At 43.2% G+C, this 15623-nt stretch carries 11 protein-coding genes; 1 reads left to right on the forward strand and 10 read right to left on the reverse strand.

Features of this window, described 5'->3' with window-relative positions; translation table 11 throughout:
* Window positions 1-2: 2 nt before the first annotated feature.
* The 10 genes from PW252_RS10505 to PW252_RS10550 form a co-directional block, all read right to left on the reverse strand.
* A complete protein-coding gene (locus tag PW252_RS10505; RefSeq protein ID WP_027970962.1) occupies window positions 3-668 on the reverse strand; it encodes a 3-keto-L-gulonate-6-phosphate decarboxylase UlaD in 666 nt (221 codons plus the stop codon).
* A gap of 95 nt (window positions 669-763) precedes the next feature.
* Window positions 764-1249: a PTS sugar transporter subunit IIA gene (locus PW252_RS10510; RefSeq protein WP_044773537.1), complete on the reverse strand. Its 486-nt coding sequence runs from the start codon at window positions 1247-1249 to the stop codon at window positions 764-766.
* 56 nt (window positions 1250-1305) lie between these two features.
* Complete coding sequence (locus tag PW252_RS10515) at window positions 1306-1584, reverse strand: PTS sugar transporter subunit IIB (RefSeq protein WP_029179495.1); 279 nt, start codon at window positions 1582-1584, stop codon at window positions 1306-1308.
* A gap of 260 nt (window positions 1585-1844) precedes the next feature.
* Window positions 1845-3293 carry a PTS sugar transporter subunit IIC gene (locus PW252_RS10520; protein WP_248044108.1) on the reverse strand — a complete coding sequence of 483 codons (1449 nt, stop codon included), beginning with the start codon at window positions 3291-3293 and terminating at the stop codon, window positions 1845-1847.
* 228 nt (window positions 3294-3521) lie between these two features.
* Window positions 3522-10220 carry a pullulanase gene (locus PW252_RS10525; protein WP_248049266.1) on the reverse strand — a complete coding sequence of 2233 codons (6699 nt, stop codon included), beginning with the start codon at window positions 10218-10220 and terminating at the stop codon, window positions 3522-3524.
* A 208-nt stretch (window positions 10221-10428) separates the two neighbouring features.
* A complete protein-coding gene (locus PW252_RS10530) occupies window positions 10429-11367 on the reverse strand; it encodes a LacI family DNA-binding transcriptional regulator (RefSeq protein ID WP_248049265.1) in 939 nt (312 codons plus the stop codon).
* Window positions 11368-11505: 138 nt separating this feature from the next.
* Window positions 11506-12249 carry an amino acid ABC transporter ATP-binding protein gene (locus PW252_RS10535; protein ID WP_172022157.1) on the reverse strand — a complete coding sequence of 248 codons (744 nt, stop codon included), beginning with the start codon at window positions 12247-12249 and terminating at the stop codon, window positions 11506-11508.
* A 9-nt stretch (window positions 12250-12258) separates the two neighbouring features.
* Window positions 12259-12918 (reverse strand): amino acid ABC transporter permease, encoded by a 660-nt coding sequence (locus PW252_RS10540; protein WP_105118624.1) that lies wholly within the window; start codon window positions 12916-12918, stop codon window positions 12259-12261.
* A gap of 12 nt (window positions 12919-12930) precedes the next feature.
* Window positions 12931-13740 (reverse strand): amino acid ABC transporter substrate-binding protein, encoded by an 810-nt coding sequence (locus PW252_RS10545; RefSeq protein ID WP_248049264.1) that lies wholly within the window; start codon window positions 13738-13740, stop codon window positions 12931-12933.
* A gap of 206 nt (window positions 13741-13946) precedes the next feature.
* Window positions 13947-14573, reverse strand: a complete 627-nt coding sequence (locus tag PW252_RS10550; protein WP_248049262.1) for a CHAP domain-containing protein — start codon at window positions 14571-14573, stop codon at window positions 13947-13949.
* 158 nt (window positions 14574-14731) lie between these two features.
* Between PW252_RS10550 and PW252_RS10555 the strand changes: the two genes are divergently transcribed.
* Entirely contained in the window at window positions 14732-15496 is a 765-nt protein-coding gene (locus tag PW252_RS10555; RefSeq protein ID WP_248049260.1) for an alpha/beta fold hydrolase, read from the forward strand.
* Window positions 15497-15623 lie beyond the last annotated feature (127 nt).

Here is a 15623-nt window from a genome sequence, read left to right on the forward strand (position 1 = left end):
CCTTACCCCCAGATACGACGGATTTCGTCTTTGAATTCACGCGCCGCAGCTGCTGGATCTGCTGCTTCTGTAATACCGCGACCTGCGATAAAGGTGAAGACATCTACACCCTCGAAGAGTTTGAGGGTATCCACATCAAGACCACCTGTTACAGAAACACGGAAGCCCATTTCAACCAATTTTTTCACTTTATTGAGGTCTTTTTCGCCCCAAGTTTCGCCAGCAAGGAGGGCGTCACGAGATTGGTGGTAAATCGCTTGGGAAATGCCTGCGTCCAACCAAAGCTGAGCTTGTTCAAACGTCCAATCACCGTAAAGTTCGATTTGGATTTCACCCTTGTCGCCACGTACTTCCTTGATAGCCTTCAAAGCAGCTTCCATGGTTGGAATGGTCGCAGAACAGATACAAGTCATCCAGTCCGCACCACGAACGGCATTGTTTTTAGCCACAGTACCTCCCGCATCTGCACACTTGGTATCTGCAACAATGATTTTGTCTGGGAAAAGGCTGCGAAGAACTTCCACCAATTCGCTACCAACTTGGAGCAAGCAAACCGTACCTGCTTCAATCACGTCAACTTCATGACCAACAGACACAGCAGCCTTAATCGCTCCTTGCAAATCTGAGTGATCCAATGCAACCTGTAAATTTGGGATATGTTTTGTCATAATACTATTACCAAGAGTGAATAGACGGCCGATAAAGCTTCCTATTCCCCTTCAATTCCTTTCATTTTTGTCTATATCAATTTCTAACCGCCAAATTAGCTTTCCAAGTCTAAACCTTCTAAGTAAGGGCTGTTTTTAGACTCTTCAACCATTGCCAATACTTCTTCTGGAGTTTTGCAGGCAATCAAACGCTCGATTGAATTTTCCAATTCGAAGAGGGCGATGATTTGCGGAATGGCTACTGAAGTATGGATTTTTGGATCTGTCGCAGCCAAGGTCAATAGGACAGAAACCTCCTTACCATCTGAGAAGGCTACTGGTTTTGTCAGGGTAATCAAAGCAAAGGAATCTTTCAAAACACCGACACCAGCCTGGGCATGAGGCATAGCCATACCTGGCATGAGCACATAGTAAGGGCCATATTCTTCTGTTGAAGCGATGATGGCATCGTAGTATTCTTCTGTTGCAGCACCGCTTTCAATCAAAGGTTCAACTGCCAAATGAACAGCTTCCTGCCAAGTTTCAGCTGTCAAGCCCAAACGGATAGAATTGTTTTCAATAAATGCTTTCTGTAAATTCATGATGTTCTCCTCTCTATATGAAAGGGGATGGGAAGAAATCCCGCCCCCTTTTTCCATTACAATACTTGACTAAGTTTTGTCTTGATTTCGTTATCGTCCATGAGGTTGTCAAGACCAACCAAATGACCATTTGTACGACCTTCCAATTCAGCGATTAAGTGATTTGAAGCAACAACAATGTCATAGCCTGCTGCCAAACCTTTTGCTTCACCTACTGAGCAAGAAGCAGATTGGAAATCTGTTACACCAAGTTGACGAAGGGCATTTTCAACCTTCATCTTGATAACCATGGATGAACCCATGCCATTACCACAAGCAGTTAATACTTTAACCATCTTATTTTCTCCTTGTTTTTTATAAAATATATTTTGTTGTTTTTGTTAATGAACCAAGTAATAAACGAAGTTTTGTTCTGTTGATTTTCGAAGAGTTATCGTCTTTCAGTTTGCTTTTAGTACGAGGCAACGAGATGCAGGCTGCTTATACAGTCTAATGGCTGTATAAGGTTGGAAATAACACTTGCGGAGCAAGTCACCCCTGCCGAGTACGGCAAAGCGAGTTAACGAAGTAATAAAAGATAAACTGGATGACGATGTTAGTCCGCTTGCGCCTCACCGCGGTAGTAAGCTTCCTTATCTTTTGCTTTTGCAAATTGAAGTTGTGGGATAGCCAACAAGAAGAGGCAGACAAGAACATAACCAGCAACGCCGAGGTATTTGAAGGCATAACCGAATGGCAACCATGGGATTTCAAAGTCGATGTTTCCGTGGTAACCACCGCTCAATTCAAGCAAGCCGACGCAGACTGCACCAAGGGCTACTTGAAGGACACCTGAGAGGAAGGAAAGGATTGCTGCTGCTTTCCAACCACCACGTTTGTCAGCGTAAACTGCGATAGCTGCGTTATCGAAGAATACAGGTACGAAACCAGTGATGATAAGGATTGGGCTCTTGAAGACAATCAAGAGAACGATAGTGATTAATTGACCAACCAAACCGAAGGCAAAGCCTGAAAGAACTGCGTTAGATGAACCGAAGCCATAAGAAGCCGCAACGTCCACCGCTGGGAATGAACCTGGAAGTAGTTTGCTTGAGATACCTTGGAAGGCATTTGTCAATTCTGCTACGAACATGCGTACACCCTGCATCAAGATGAAGAGATATACTGAGAAAGTGAAGGCTGTTTGTACAACGTACATGAAGAATGCTTGTTTAGCTGGGTTGTATGGTGTGCCAGAAGTGATAACTTCTGGGTTTGCCATGATTTCTGGACCCAAGATGAACAAGATGACACCGAAGAAGACCAACATCAAGGTTGCAGATGCAACAACTGTATCGTGGAAGATGTTGAGGAAGCTAGGCAACTTCAAGTTGTCCAAGTTTTCTTCTTTTTTACCAAGTTTTGGAGCAATCTTATCTACAAACCAGATTGCGAATTGTTGTTGGTGACCGATGGCAAATCCACCACCACCTGTCAAGCGTTGCGTTGCTTCAACAGTCATGTTTGAGCTGACTGCCCAGTAGATACCACAGATGATACCGATAGCTGCTGTACCGAATTGGTTACGGAGTCCTGGGATAAGGAAGAGCACCATCAATGAGATTGTTGCCGCTTGTTGTACCATGATGTGTCCAGTGATGAACAGAGTACGAACTTTTGTAACCTTACGAAGCGCAACCAAGAGGATGTTGACACCGAAACCGATCAAGAGGGCTGTTGTTGCTGCTGATACGAAATCAGGAAACTCTTCAGCGATTTTTCCGTTTGCTGCTGCAAGACCGAAGTAAGGGTCAATAACCGCCGCATCAATTTGGAACTTGTGGTTCAAGGCTGCCAAGATTGGACGGAAGGTTGTTACCAAGCCACCAGCTGCTACGTTTAAAATCATGTAGCCGACAGTTGCTTTGATAAACCCTGCAAAGACATCATGAGGCTTTTTCTTTAAGAGGGCATAACCCACCAATACCAAAAGACCTACGAAGAAGGCTGGATTCTGCAAGATGTTTTGCGAGAACCAGTTTAATGGGGTTTGAAGAAAATCCATTTTTCATTCTCCTTTTGAAATGATTTTTATGGTTTTATTATAAATCTTGAAAGCGCAAACAAAAAGACCAAATAAAACACAGGCTTGTGTTCACTCTTGGACTATTTGTCAATTTTTCTAATAATTACTTATAAACCGTAAAATTTAAAAGACGATTTGGTTTCTGCCCACAAAATAAAAAAGAGGTCAAGAACCATAGGGTTCCTAACCTCTTGGGAGGAAAGCATACTATTCTTCTGATTTTTTATTTCTTCCTTGTGCAGCAACTGTCAAACCAAGTCCAGCAAGTCCGATACCTAGAAGTGCCAAATCGCTTTGACGGTCTCCAGTAGCTGGCAGACTTTCTTTGGTTGATATGCTGGTAGTTTGTTCAGACTCTTTGGCTGTTGGAGTAGATAGACTTGGTTTCACAACTTCCTGATTAACAACTGTATCTGCCTTAGCTACCGCTTTGGTAATTACCTTGCTACCTTGTACAAGGATACGTGCTTCACCATCTACAAGAGTTTCTGATAACAAGTTTGTTGCTACTACCTTGCCATCAACCAAGACATCTTGATAAACCAAGACTTTCTTGCCTGCCTTACCTTCTTGTAGGACATAGGATTGACCTTTTGCAAGAGTTGTATCATAGCGAACTTCCTCTGCAATTGGAAGGATTATTTCTTCTGTACGTTCCTTGGTAGTAAAGTCTAGACTTGGTTTTTCTTCAGCAGTAGGTGCTGTAGCCGGAACTTCTGTAACTAAGCTACCCTCAACAACAATCCGTGCTTCACCATCTACAAGAGTTTCTGATAACAAGTTAGTAGCAATCACCTTGCCGTCAACCAAGACATCTTGATAAGCCAAGACTTTCTTACCAGTTTTGCCTTCTTGAAGCACATAAGATTGACCTTTTGCAAGAGTTTCATCATAGCGAACTTCCTCTACGATAGGAAAAATTTTTTCCTCTGTACGTTCCTTGGTAGTAAAGTCTAGACTTGTTTTTTCTTCAGCAGTAGGAGCTGTATCTGGAACTGCCGTAGTGATGTAAGGCAAACGAATTACTGTTGCTGTCAAAGGTGCAAGAGCAACTGCGCTATCAGTCAATTCAACACCCACTAAATCAGTCAGAGCTTCTATTCCTGCCCGTTCACCATCGACCAGCACTTGACCTTTAAGCAATTCTTTGTAACTATCAGAAAGAACAAAGCTACGTTCCTTACTGTCAGCATTGACAAAGACAGCATAGCGATCCCCATTGCTTGCAATGGTTTGATAGGCAATAATCACATCATTTTTGGCAATGCCATTTTGACCTGGAATTGAAATCAAGCTAACCTTCTGTTCAACTTCTTCTTTTGTTCCCAAACGGAAGGCATCTGTAGATTTGCGCAAGGCAATCAATCCTTTTGTAAAGGCCTGAGTACGGGTATTCTCTGGATAGAGCGCCTCATCTGTCGCTTTGGTCCAGTCAAACTTGTTGACCGCATCCGATGAATCGTACGAATCATGAATGTAGTATGGATAGTCAAATGGCGTGCCATCTGCATTTGTCAACAAATGAGCTTTGTTCGGTACCTTGTCCTCTGAAACTGGCTCCTTGTAATCAGGATGGCGGAACTGTTTGGTCCGTCCATACTCCTGACCAGAATGGATAAACGGTGTACCTTGAGCAGTCAAAACTAGCAAATTACCCAAGCGTTGACGTTGGTGAATTTCAGTATAGTTTTCAGCAACTGACGGATCCTTCTTGATGGACTGAGCGATAATATCAAAGAGGGTCAAGTTATCGTGAGCTGCAATATACTGGATCACATCACCTGGATCATCTGCCAAGAAGTTTCCTGGTTGTGCCTTGAGGTTATTGAAGACAGTCTCAACACTCTTAGCACCGCCTGTGATAAAGGCTGGCTGGCCTTCGTTTGGATAACCAGATTTAAGTGTGTTGCGAATGTCATCTGAGAATACTGCAACCGTATCTGTTGAACTCATCCAGTCTTGGTCCGCTGGCTGAACAGGCTGATTGGCATCGCCTGTAAAGGTTCTCCAACCTTCACCAAGCATAATGATGTTTGGATTGAGTTTTTGTGCCTCGGTAAAGGCCAGCTCAATCGCTTCGGCATCATGGTCCCCCATCATATCGAAACGGAAACCATCTACCTTAAATTCATCCACAAGATACTTGATAGAATCAACGAGGACACGGCGACTCATATAATGAGTTGTTCCCAGACGACCACCACCAAAGCTTGATTTAGCCGTACCATCTGCCTCCATGAAGTGATAATAGTTTGGCTCTAAGTCTTCAAATAAGAAGGTCTTAGAAGTGTGGTTATAGACCACATCCAAAATCACACCCATGTCTTGTTTGTGGATTTCATTGACCAGGTTTTTGAATTCCTCGATGCGTTTCATTGGATCTGTCGGATCTATAGAATACATACCTGTAAAGGCAAAGTAGCTCTGTGGATCATAACCCCAGTTGTAGTTACTGTTGCTTGATGCGTACTCGCTCATCCGCTCTGCATTTTTCAATTCATTGACGTAATAGTAGCTCATAACTGGTAGCAACTGAATGTGGGTCACACCCAAGTCTTTGAGGTAGCTGAGACGCTCTGCAAAGGCTGTGAAGGTACCGAACTGAGCTGTCAATTCATCAGAAATAGCAGGATCGGATGTAAAGTCACGGACATGAGCCTCATAGATAATAGCATCTTCACGCTGATTGAAGTTAGGAATTGTGGCATAATCCAAATCGCTTGGACCAACTTCTGCTGAATCCACAATCGCAGCTTTGGCAATCCGATAAGATGGATCTGTATCAGCCAAATCACTATTCCACTCCGCTAAAGATTTAGCATATGGGTCTAAAACAAGAACAGATTGACCCCCGCGAGTGATTTCATAATGGTAGTAGTAACCACGATAGTCCGCGATACCAAGACCTGATTGACTGTTCAATTCGAGGTCCCATTGTCCCTTATCGCCCTTGGTCATGGCTAATTTACCGACCACCTTAGATTGGTCATCCTTATCATAAAGAACGACTGCCACACTGTCTGCACTTGGAGACCAGAGAGTCATATCAACGACACTACCAGCCTGACGCACACGCGCACCAAGCTCTCCATCATAAGCATAGAGCTCATCCTTCAACTGCCAACTCATAGTTGTTGTGAAGCTATCATTGCCATATTTGAGGGTATAGCCCGCATTTTCTTGGTTGAAATCCCCGAGGACTCGCACCTTGTTGCTGGTAAGGTCCAAGACAAGGTCCGTCACAGCAACTGTCTGACCATTCTTATCTGTTACAGACAATTTCTCCAAGATGCTATCCTTATCAGCACCTTCCAATGTTGTAAAGGCTGCTTCTAAGGCTGTTAGGCTAACATGAGAAACACCTGTCACACGGACATTATTGACAAAATAAGGGTTGGTGTAAATAGTCGCATCATCATCCTTGAGGAAGATTTGTGTCTGATTTTTCAAATCTGTAAAGCTATAATCTTTCTGCTGAATCTTCACATCGTCTCCTGACTTGCTTTCATCCAATAGCAAGAAGCCAATGGAACTTGGTAAATCTGTCAATTTGACATCAATATAGGCACCGTACTTGCCTTGGTTTTCAAAATCAATACCATTTGGCCAGTCACCCAAGGTAAGGTCAGTCACATCACCCCAAATCCAGAGACCTTTTTGATCATAATTGCCATCGGTACGGAAGTAATTGATACGGATGTAGCCTTCTTTGAGCGGTTGATAGAGGCTGAGTTGATAGTTTTCATCAAACCAAGCTTCATTCATCTTAGTGCTAATCCGTTCAATGGTCTTGTCACCTGTGATGTTATCACCAGAAGTGTTATTAATCAAAAGACTAATCTTGCTAGCTGTTTCGTCTTTCATCTTGATGTCCAGATAATAGCCATAGTCATCCTGTTTAGCGGTACTGAAATTGGTTGCACCTGTAGGCCAAGCACCAACATCTGACGATGGTTTTTCGACATCATCCCATGTCCATAAACCTAAGCTAGATAGATTATCAGATGGTAGAGTTTTAAAGTGAACACGGAAGTAGCCTGCTTCAATTGGTTCTTCAGTTGCTCCTTGTACACTTGCATTGACGATGTCACCTGCTTGAGTCTGAAGGAGCATGGTGCCACCTTGACCGATTGTTGGAAGTTCGACTTGAACAACCCATTTACCGTCTTTCTCGATAGCTTGATAAGATTTTCCTGTGTAGGCATCTGTTACAACCACATCTTTACCAGATACTTCAAGCGCTATTTCCTTGCTCTCGGTATTGGTTGAGAAGACAAGATAGGCAGCTTGATCTTGGTAACTGCGTTTGCTGATAAGCCAACCTTGGCTATCATTTCCAGCAAGGGTGCTTGTATCACCACGTGAGAGCAATGTTGAATTGGCATTACGGAAAGCCAACAATTTTTGGTAATGGTCCTCTATGTCACTTGTCTCTACCTTACTCCAATCGAAATCGTACCGGTTGTCATAAACTGGCCAGTTGTTTTGTCCAGATTGACCTAATTCTTCACCGTAGTAGATGACTGGCTGACCTTTAGCAGTAATCAAGAGACTAGCAGCCAATTTCAGTTTATCCAGATTTCCTTCTTTTTCTGCGCCACCGAGACTGTAAAGGAAACCATCTTCGTCATGACTACCCAAGAATTGACCCAGAGAAGCTGCGCTAGTAAGAACCTTGCTACGCTCTTCTAGCTCTTTTCCAGCTGCTTTCAGTTGACCATTGACTAAATACTTGGCGATATCCTTGAAGCCAAAGTCCAACAAGCTGTCCATAGTACCGATTCCCAAGTCACCCTTGGTATCTTTATAGTTAGCTCCCCAAGATTCTCCAATCAAGTGGAAGTCAGGGTCTCTATCCACCAATTCATTTTTGAAATGTTGCCATGTGGTATCATCAACGTGTTTGACTGTATCGACACGGAAACCATAGATTGAATTACCTTTAGCAGTTGTTGAGCGTTCCAACCAAGATGCCTGCCAAGCAACCAACTGATTGCGAACGGTAGCTTCTTCTGTCTTGAAGTCTGGTAATCCAGATAATGAACCTAATTGGTCATCTCCCTGCTTATCTTCTTCCTTGGTCCGTACCATACCTTCAAAGGTTTCTTCTGTACCATAGCCAGCATGATTCAGCACCACGTCAACAATGATATTGATGCCTTTTTCGGCTGCGGCATCAATCAATTCGTGGAAATCAGCTAAACTTCCCAAATGCGGATTAAGTTTCTCAAAATTGGATGCCCAATAACCATGGTAAGCATAGTAATCTCCGTCTGTAGCGCTACCAACATTCTGTGGAATATTTTCAACAATTGGTGTCAACCAGATAGAATCCACACCCAATTCTTTCAAGTAATCCAGCTTGGCTGTCACTCCTTTGAAGTCACCACCTTGGTAAAGACCGCGAGGATTGGTCACATCTCCGTCAACCACCTGATCATTGCTAACGTCACCATTGTAGAAACGGTCGGTCATCATGAAGTAGATGACTTGCTCGTCCCAGTCTTTTTCACCTTCTGCCTTAATGCGCTCCGTAATGGTCACATCCAATTTTGTTTCGTAGTAACCATTGTCTTTATCATAGACTTTTACAGGAAGACTATATGTACCTGGCGCTGTGCTAGACGTCGCTTTAATGGTCACACGATTGAGCTCTGTAGAGATTGGCACAAGACCTCCGCCGATGGCACTTGTATCGACTTCCATTTTAACTATTTCAGCATTTTCAGGGTTGGTGATAGTTACAGATACCAAGCCGCTTTCATTGTAGTTGAATGGTGCTTTGCTACTAGCCTCAACAGTCACATTTTTTGTACCCGGAGTAGCTTTACTTGTATCTAATTCTACTTTCTCTTCGATAAAATATGGATTTGTGTAAACTTTGTCATCATCGTTTCGAAGGAATATTTGGCTATGACGTTTGCGGTCGGCAAAGGATAAGTCTATCGATTTATTGCCAGCCAAATCCGGATTATTCTGATTGATTAGTAGAAATCCAAGCTTAGAATCTAAACCATTCGAGAGGGGAATGTCAACATAGGCACCGTATTTGCCAAGTTTAAAATCAACGGCACCTGTTGGCCAGCCATCACTCGCTTCAGTCGTATCGCCCCAAGTCCAAACGCCCCAACCTTCATAATTATTGTCTTCACGGGTGTAGTTGATGCGGAGAACATTGTCATCCTTGAGTGGCTCATAGCTAGAAACAGTATAATCGCTAGCAATCCAAGCCTCATTTTGTTCCGGAACAAGAAGCTCCACTTTCTGGTCCGATTCTGTTATTTTTTCCCCATTCTTGAGAACTAGATAGCCAATCGTTCCTGGTGTCTCAGATTTTTTAATATCAACGTAATGGCCGTAGTCATCTACCTGACTGCTTGAAAAGTTCGCTGTATCCGTTGGCCATTGATTACCATCGGACGGCTCTGCCACTCCACCCCAAGTCCAAAGTCCTTGGCTTTCTGGAGCTGTTTCATCTACATTTTCAAAGTGCAGACGAATACTGCCTTCTTCGATGGGAGCTTCCTCTGAAGCAGTAGTCGTTTCTGCTGTCGTTGCCGCTCTTTCTGCCACGGGTATTTTAGTAGTTACCAGTGGATTCGCTGTTACAGTATCTGTTGTTGATTCAACAAGCTCAGTGACTGCTGGAGCCTCAACTGTTTCAGATACTCCAGTAGGATGTGTAGTAGCACCAGTCCTGGCTGTTTCAACCGGTTGCTCTGAAACACTTGTAACAGTAGTCGCCACCACCTCTTCAGCATGAACTATCTGACCTGCCCCAGACATCAAAAAGGCTGTCGCAATACCGACGGATGCAACTCCGATATTAAATTTACGAATGCTAAAAAATTGTTTTTTCTCAAACATGCCACTTGATTTCATCTCACGAATAGATTTCTTATTCATAGGTACCTCCATGTATAATCTTTTAGTACTAGACAACGAGCCTCAGGCATAACTGGAGTTAGGCAAGGCGAGTTAACAAAGTAATAAAAGAAAAACTAAATGACGATAAATTGATTTTTTATAGTATAAGTATATACAATTTCACACGGTCTTTGCAAACGTTTTCCCAAATGTTATCGGTAACAAAATAATCAAAAAAAAGAAACTACTAGGGTGTAGTTTCTCGTTCAATTAATTCGGCCCGGTAAAAATAAGCCAAGTGGGTTAATGGTTTTCCATCAAGTATATCCATCAACCGTTTTACACTGATCGCCCCCATCTTTTGAATCGGTTGCTTCATGGTCGTCAGCCTCGGATTTGAAATCCTGTCAATAAAAAATCCATCAAATCCAATCACGCCAACTTCCTGTGGAATGGATTTTCCAATAGCTTGCAGCCCTCTTGTAATTCCCAGTGCTAGGCGATCCGAAGCACAGACAAAACAGGTCTTTTCTGGTAAATCGTTTAAATTTCTGATAAATTCTTCTGCGACATGAGAATGATTTGCTAATCGATAAAGTCGGCTCTCTCGACCTTCCATAGCCTTTCTATAGCCTTCTTCTCGCCTTTCTTCAAAAGGCTCTTCCAAATCAATGCCCACAAAGAAAACCTGTTCATACCCTTTAGAAAGGGCGAATTCCGTTGCTACCTGAGTGGCTTCCATGTTATCTGAATCAACAAATGGTAACCCTTCGCTATTCTCTCCGAATAATATAAGCGGTTTTCCTAAACTTTTCAACCATGAATAATCTGACTTTCTGGCACCTGTCACGATGTAGCCATCACACTGATCCGTCACCATCTTCGAATCTGTTACTAGCTGTAAGGTATAATTTCGTTGATTTAATTCTGCTGCTATGCCCTTTAATAAATCGATATAATATGGTTCAACAACATCCATTTTTTCAAGGATAACTACCTGCACAATCAAGGTTCGTTGCTGAGCCAAGGCCTTGGCTACAACATTTGGCTTATAATGTAGCTCCTCCATCGCAGCTGTGACCAAAGTGCGTAACTCCGACGTAACTTGTTCAGGATGGTTGAGTACACGCGAAACTGTCATTTTCGATACATTGGCTAGCCTAGCCACATCCGCTAAAGTTGCCATAAGCCCTCCTTATTTTGTGCAAACGTTTTCCTTGTTCTATTATATCGAATTTATCTAAAAAAATCAAAAACGTTTTGATAGTTATAACATATATTTCCTTAGGAACTTAAAAACACCAGCAAAGCCAGTGTTTTCATTCTATATATCTTCTTTCTGAATGCGAGCCAAGAATTGCTTGGTTCGTTCTTCTTTTGGATGGTCAAAAATATCTTCTGGTCGGCCTTCTTCAATAATCTGCCCCCCATCCATAAAAATGACCCGATCAGCCACTGCACGCGCAAAGCCCATTTCATGCGTTACTACTACCATGGTCATGCCTTCCTTAGCCAGTTGCATCATGACAGTCAGAACCTCACCGATTAACTCGGGATCGAGAGCAGAGGTTGGTTCATCAAAGTAAATCACTTCTGGGTTGGTCGCAATGGCCCTAGCAATGCCAACCCGTTGCTGTTGACCTCCTGAAAGCTGGCTTGGGTAAAAATCATATTTGTCCGACAAACCAACCTTGTCCAAGGCTGCCTTACCAATTGTTTCAGCCTCTTGTTTTGGGACTTTTCGAGCCACAATTAGACCTTCCGTCACATTTTGTAGGGCAGTCTTGTTGGCAAAGAGATTGTAGTTTTGAAAAACAAAGGCTGTTCGTTTGCGAATGGCAGCAATTTCTTTGTGGCTAATCTTAGCCAAGTCATAGCTGTCCTCACCGAAAACCAAGTGACCCGCGTCAGCTTTTTCCAAAAAGTTCAAGGAACGAAGTAGGGTCGTTTTACCTGATCCAGATGGACCCAAGATGACAACCACCTCTCCAGGATTGACCTGAACATCAATCCCCTTTAAAACCTGCTGACCATGGAAGGCCAGCTCTATTCCACTTGCTTGAATCATCTGAACCTCCTAATACACTGCCAGCTTCTTCTCACCAAAGGCTTGCAGTTTGGTCAAAATAGTTGAAAAGAGTAGGTAGATAAGGGCAACTTCACAGTAAAGAATAAAAGGCTCGTAGGTTCTAGCCGCAATCTGCTGAGTTGCCATAAACATCTCTAAAACCGTAATGTTGGCTGCTAAGGACGTGTCCTTAACCAAACCAATCAAAGTATTAGACAAAGGTGGGAAGGCAACTCGAAAAGCTTGGGGAAGAATAATACGGCGCATGGTCTGGGCAAAACTCATCCCAACAGAATAACCAGCCTCCAACTGCCCTTTAGGCACTGACTCAATCGATGCCCGAATGGTTTCTGCAGCGTAAGCACCTGTGTTAATGGAAAAGACTAAGACTGCCGATGGAAAGGCATCGATAACCAGACCCAAACTTGGTAAGCCATAAAAAATCACATAGAGCTGAACCAAGAGAGGTGTTCCACGGATAATCCAGATGTAAAAACGAGCCAGTTGCTTGAGAACGGGAAGGTTGGCTACCTGTACCAAGGCCGTTCCAATAGCCAAGAGCAAGCCAAAGGCAAAAGACAGGATTGTCAGTGGAATGGTCACCAACAATCCTGGAACAAGTATCTGCGAAAATGAGTCAATCACTAATTGCCATACTCTATCTGTCATAGTTTCTCCTGCTTACTTGGCTTTCGATACGTCTTCGCCAAAGTATTTATTTGAAATTTCAGCTAGTTTACCTTCGCTTGCCAATTCAGCCAAGGCCGCATCAATTTCTTTTACTAGGTCTTCATTTCCTTTAACCACTGGGAAGGCTGTTGTAGAAACATCGTCTGTCAAAGCCACCAGTTTAATCGGTGCATCTGCGTGTTGCTTGAGGTAATCCAAATATACCAAGTTGTCATTGATGGTCACATCCACACGGTTTGTATTCAACAATTCAACCGCTTGTGAAAATCCATCTACACCGACAACTTCCGCACCGTTTTCACGAGCCAAATCTGCCCAGTTACTTGTTAAGCTGTTGGCTGATTTTTTGCCTGCCAAGTCAGCAAAACCTGTAATCTCCGTATTATCTTTCTGGGTTACTAAAGCTCCATAAATGTAGGTATATGGTGTTGAGAAATCGTATTTCTCTTTTCGCTCGTCTGTCACACCAACCTGGTTGGCAATAGTATCAAAACGTGCTGCGTCCAAACCAGCAATCATGGAATCCCACTTGGTTTCAACAAACTCAACCTTAACGCCCAATTTCTCAGCAACTGCTTCAGCCACTTCTACATCGTAACCGACCAATTTTCCACTCTCATCGTGGTAAGAGTAAGGAGCATAGGCACCTTCCGTACCGATTTGAATGACACCTTCTTCTTTGATTTGTGCCAAGAGAGTTTGGTCTGTGCTGCTGGATGAGCTAGTTGATGTTGAAGAACTGCAGGCTGCTAAAGTAAAAGCTGCTAGGGCTGTTGTTGCAAATAAAGCTAATTTTTTCATGAATTGTACACTCTTTCTTTTTCAGATTGTACTATCATATCACGAAAGAATCTTATGAGCCAATATATAATTTCTATCAGGGGTATAAATATTTTAAATGGAGCCTCTGCACTTAGAAAAGGCCTATTTCTAGACCTTTGCATTTTTCAGTTTGTCCTGCCAACTTATTCGTCCAAGCATTCCTCGGAGCGAAATAAGGCCTATCCCTAGACCCCAGCTGGAGGGTAAATATAGCTTACAGTTCCTTCGCTAGTGGTTGTTGGATCAAAGAAGCCACGTACATTGCTTGGGTAGTAGGCTCCGCCATAGTTTGATTCCATTACTTGAATAGTGCCATCGGCCGCTACATCGGTAACATAGGCAACGTGACCATAGCCACCGTCTGTCCAGACAGCGATTGCGCCAACCTTAGGAGTGGTTCCTACTTCATAACCAAGAGCTGCGGCACTGGCTGCCCAGTCACCACCATTTCCCCAATAGTTGCCAACCCAAGGCGCCATTTCTTTGGCACCCCATGTACATTGACCAGCAGGATAGGTATTGGCTGTGTATTCTACAGCAACCTCTGATACCATATTCGTAGCAAGGGCTGCTTGGGCTGCGGCTTCCGCAGCTGCTTTTTCTGCCGCAGCCTTTTCAGCTGCAGCTTTAGCCTCTGCTTCTTTTTTCAACTGCTCTTCCTGCTCAACCTGAACCGTTAGGACTGATAGACTAGGACTATCTGTCAATTCTGTGTCCGCCTTAACAGCTTCTTGTCCCAAAGCTAGCATTCCTCCCAAGATAGCAGTAGCAAGGGCAACTTTCATTGTTTTGTGAAGTTTGTGTTTATTCATACCTATTCAAATCCTTTCAAATTACTTCTGTATATATCCTAACCAACTTATCTTGCACAAGACTTAAAGAAATGTAACAAGTATGACAGCTGTTTTGCAGGTAGTTAACATTTGACTTTCAGCATGCTATAATAGAAATAAATGTCAGGAGTTTGTTTATGAAAGATATTGTGTTAATTCACGGAACCTGGTGTGATGGCTCCGTCTGGGGAGATTTCGCTCGCAAATTAGAAAAAATGGGCTTGCGGGTTCACACTCCTAGCCTACGCTTCCACGACTTGCCCTATGATGAGGTCATGGAAAAAGTTGGTGCGGTTAGCCTGACAGACTATGCCGATGACTTGGTGACCTTGGTTGAAAGTTTGGAAGAGCCACCTTTACTCTTGGGACATTCTCTGGGCTGTTTACTCGCTCAAATGGTTGCTGAACGCACACAGGTGGCTGGCATGATTCTCATGGGCCCTGCTCCGACAGCAGATATCTTCGCTTTCTACCCTACCATGATTCGTTGCTTCATCCGCCATTTCTTACGCTGGGGATTTTGGAAAAAGCCAATGCCACCTTACAAGGATGAGTTCTTCCGCTACTGCTTAAATGTTCAAGACCCTGCCCTCAAAGAAGATATTTTCAAGACCTTGGTACCTGAGTCTGGCAAGGTCTATACCCAGATGGCCTTTCCTTTCTTTGATAAAAGCAGAGCAGGTTATGTCGATTTCAGCAAGATTACAGGACCTATCCTGGTCGTCACAGGAAGTGAAGACAAGATGACCGTTTCTGCCATTGCTAGAAAAACAGCTAAAAACTACAAGGACTCCGTTCTGGTTTCTCTAACAGGGGCAGACCATATGTACGAATCTGGCAAGTTCCAAGACAAAACCCTATCTGTTATTCACGCTTGGTTGAGCGAGAAAGATTATCTATAGACAGCCAAAAACGACCTCCAAGACGGAAGTCGTTTTCTTATTATTTACATTTATTTCACTACAATATTAACCAATTTAGTTGGCTCCAACAGTTCAGTGAACTGTTGGAGGTTGGAAATAGACAAAC

Source organism: Streptococcus sp. 29887 (assembly GCF_032595075.1).
In the GTDB taxonomy this organism is placed as follows: Bacteria; Bacillota; Bacilli; order Lactobacillales; family Streptococcaceae; genus Streptococcus; species Streptococcus iners.

Bases quoted from the DNA above. Each gene is read 5' to 3' on its own strand.
- PW252_RS10505 (WP_027970962.1), bottom strand. From the start codon at position 668: ATGACAAAACATATCCCAAATTTACAGGTTGCATTGGATCACTCAGAT.
- PW252_RS10510 (WP_044773537.1), bottom strand. From the start codon at position 1,249: ATGAATTTACAGAAAGCATTTATTGAAAACAATTCTATCCGTTTGGGC.
- PW252_RS10515 (WP_029179495.1), bottom strand. From the start codon at position 1,584: ATGGTTAAAGTATTAACTGCTTGTGGTAATGGCATGGGTTCATCCATG.
- PW252_RS10520 (WP_248044108.1), bottom strand. From the start codon at position 3,293: ATGGATTTTCTTCAAACCCCATTAAACTGGTTCTCGCAAAACATCTTG.
- PW252_RS10525 (WP_248049266.1), bottom strand. From the start codon at position 10,220: ATGAATAAGAAATCTATTCGTGAGATGAAATCAAGTGGCATGTTTGAG.
- PW252_RS10530 (WP_248049265.1), bottom strand. From the start codon at position 11,367: ATGGCAACTTTAGCGGATGTGGCTAGGCTAGCCAATGTATCGAAAATG.
- PW252_RS10535 (WP_172022157.1), bottom strand. From the start codon at position 12,249: ATGATTCAAGCAAGTGGAATAGAGCTGGCCTTCCATGGTCAGCAGGTT.
- PW252_RS10540 (WP_105118624.1), bottom strand. From the start codon at position 12,918: ATGACAGATAGAGTATGGCAATTAGTGATTGACTCATTTTCGCAGATA.
- PW252_RS10545 (WP_248049264.1), bottom strand. From the start codon at position 13,740: ATGAAAAAATTAGCTTTATTTGCAACAACAGCCCTAGCAGCTTTTACT.
- PW252_RS10550 (WP_248049262.1), bottom strand. From the start codon at position 14,573: ATGAATAAACACAAACTTCACAAAACAATGAAAGTTGCCCTTGCTACT.
- PW252_RS10555 (WP_248049260.1), top strand. From the start codon at position 14,732: ATGAAAGATATTGTGTTAATTCACGGAACCTGGTGTGATGGCTCCGTC.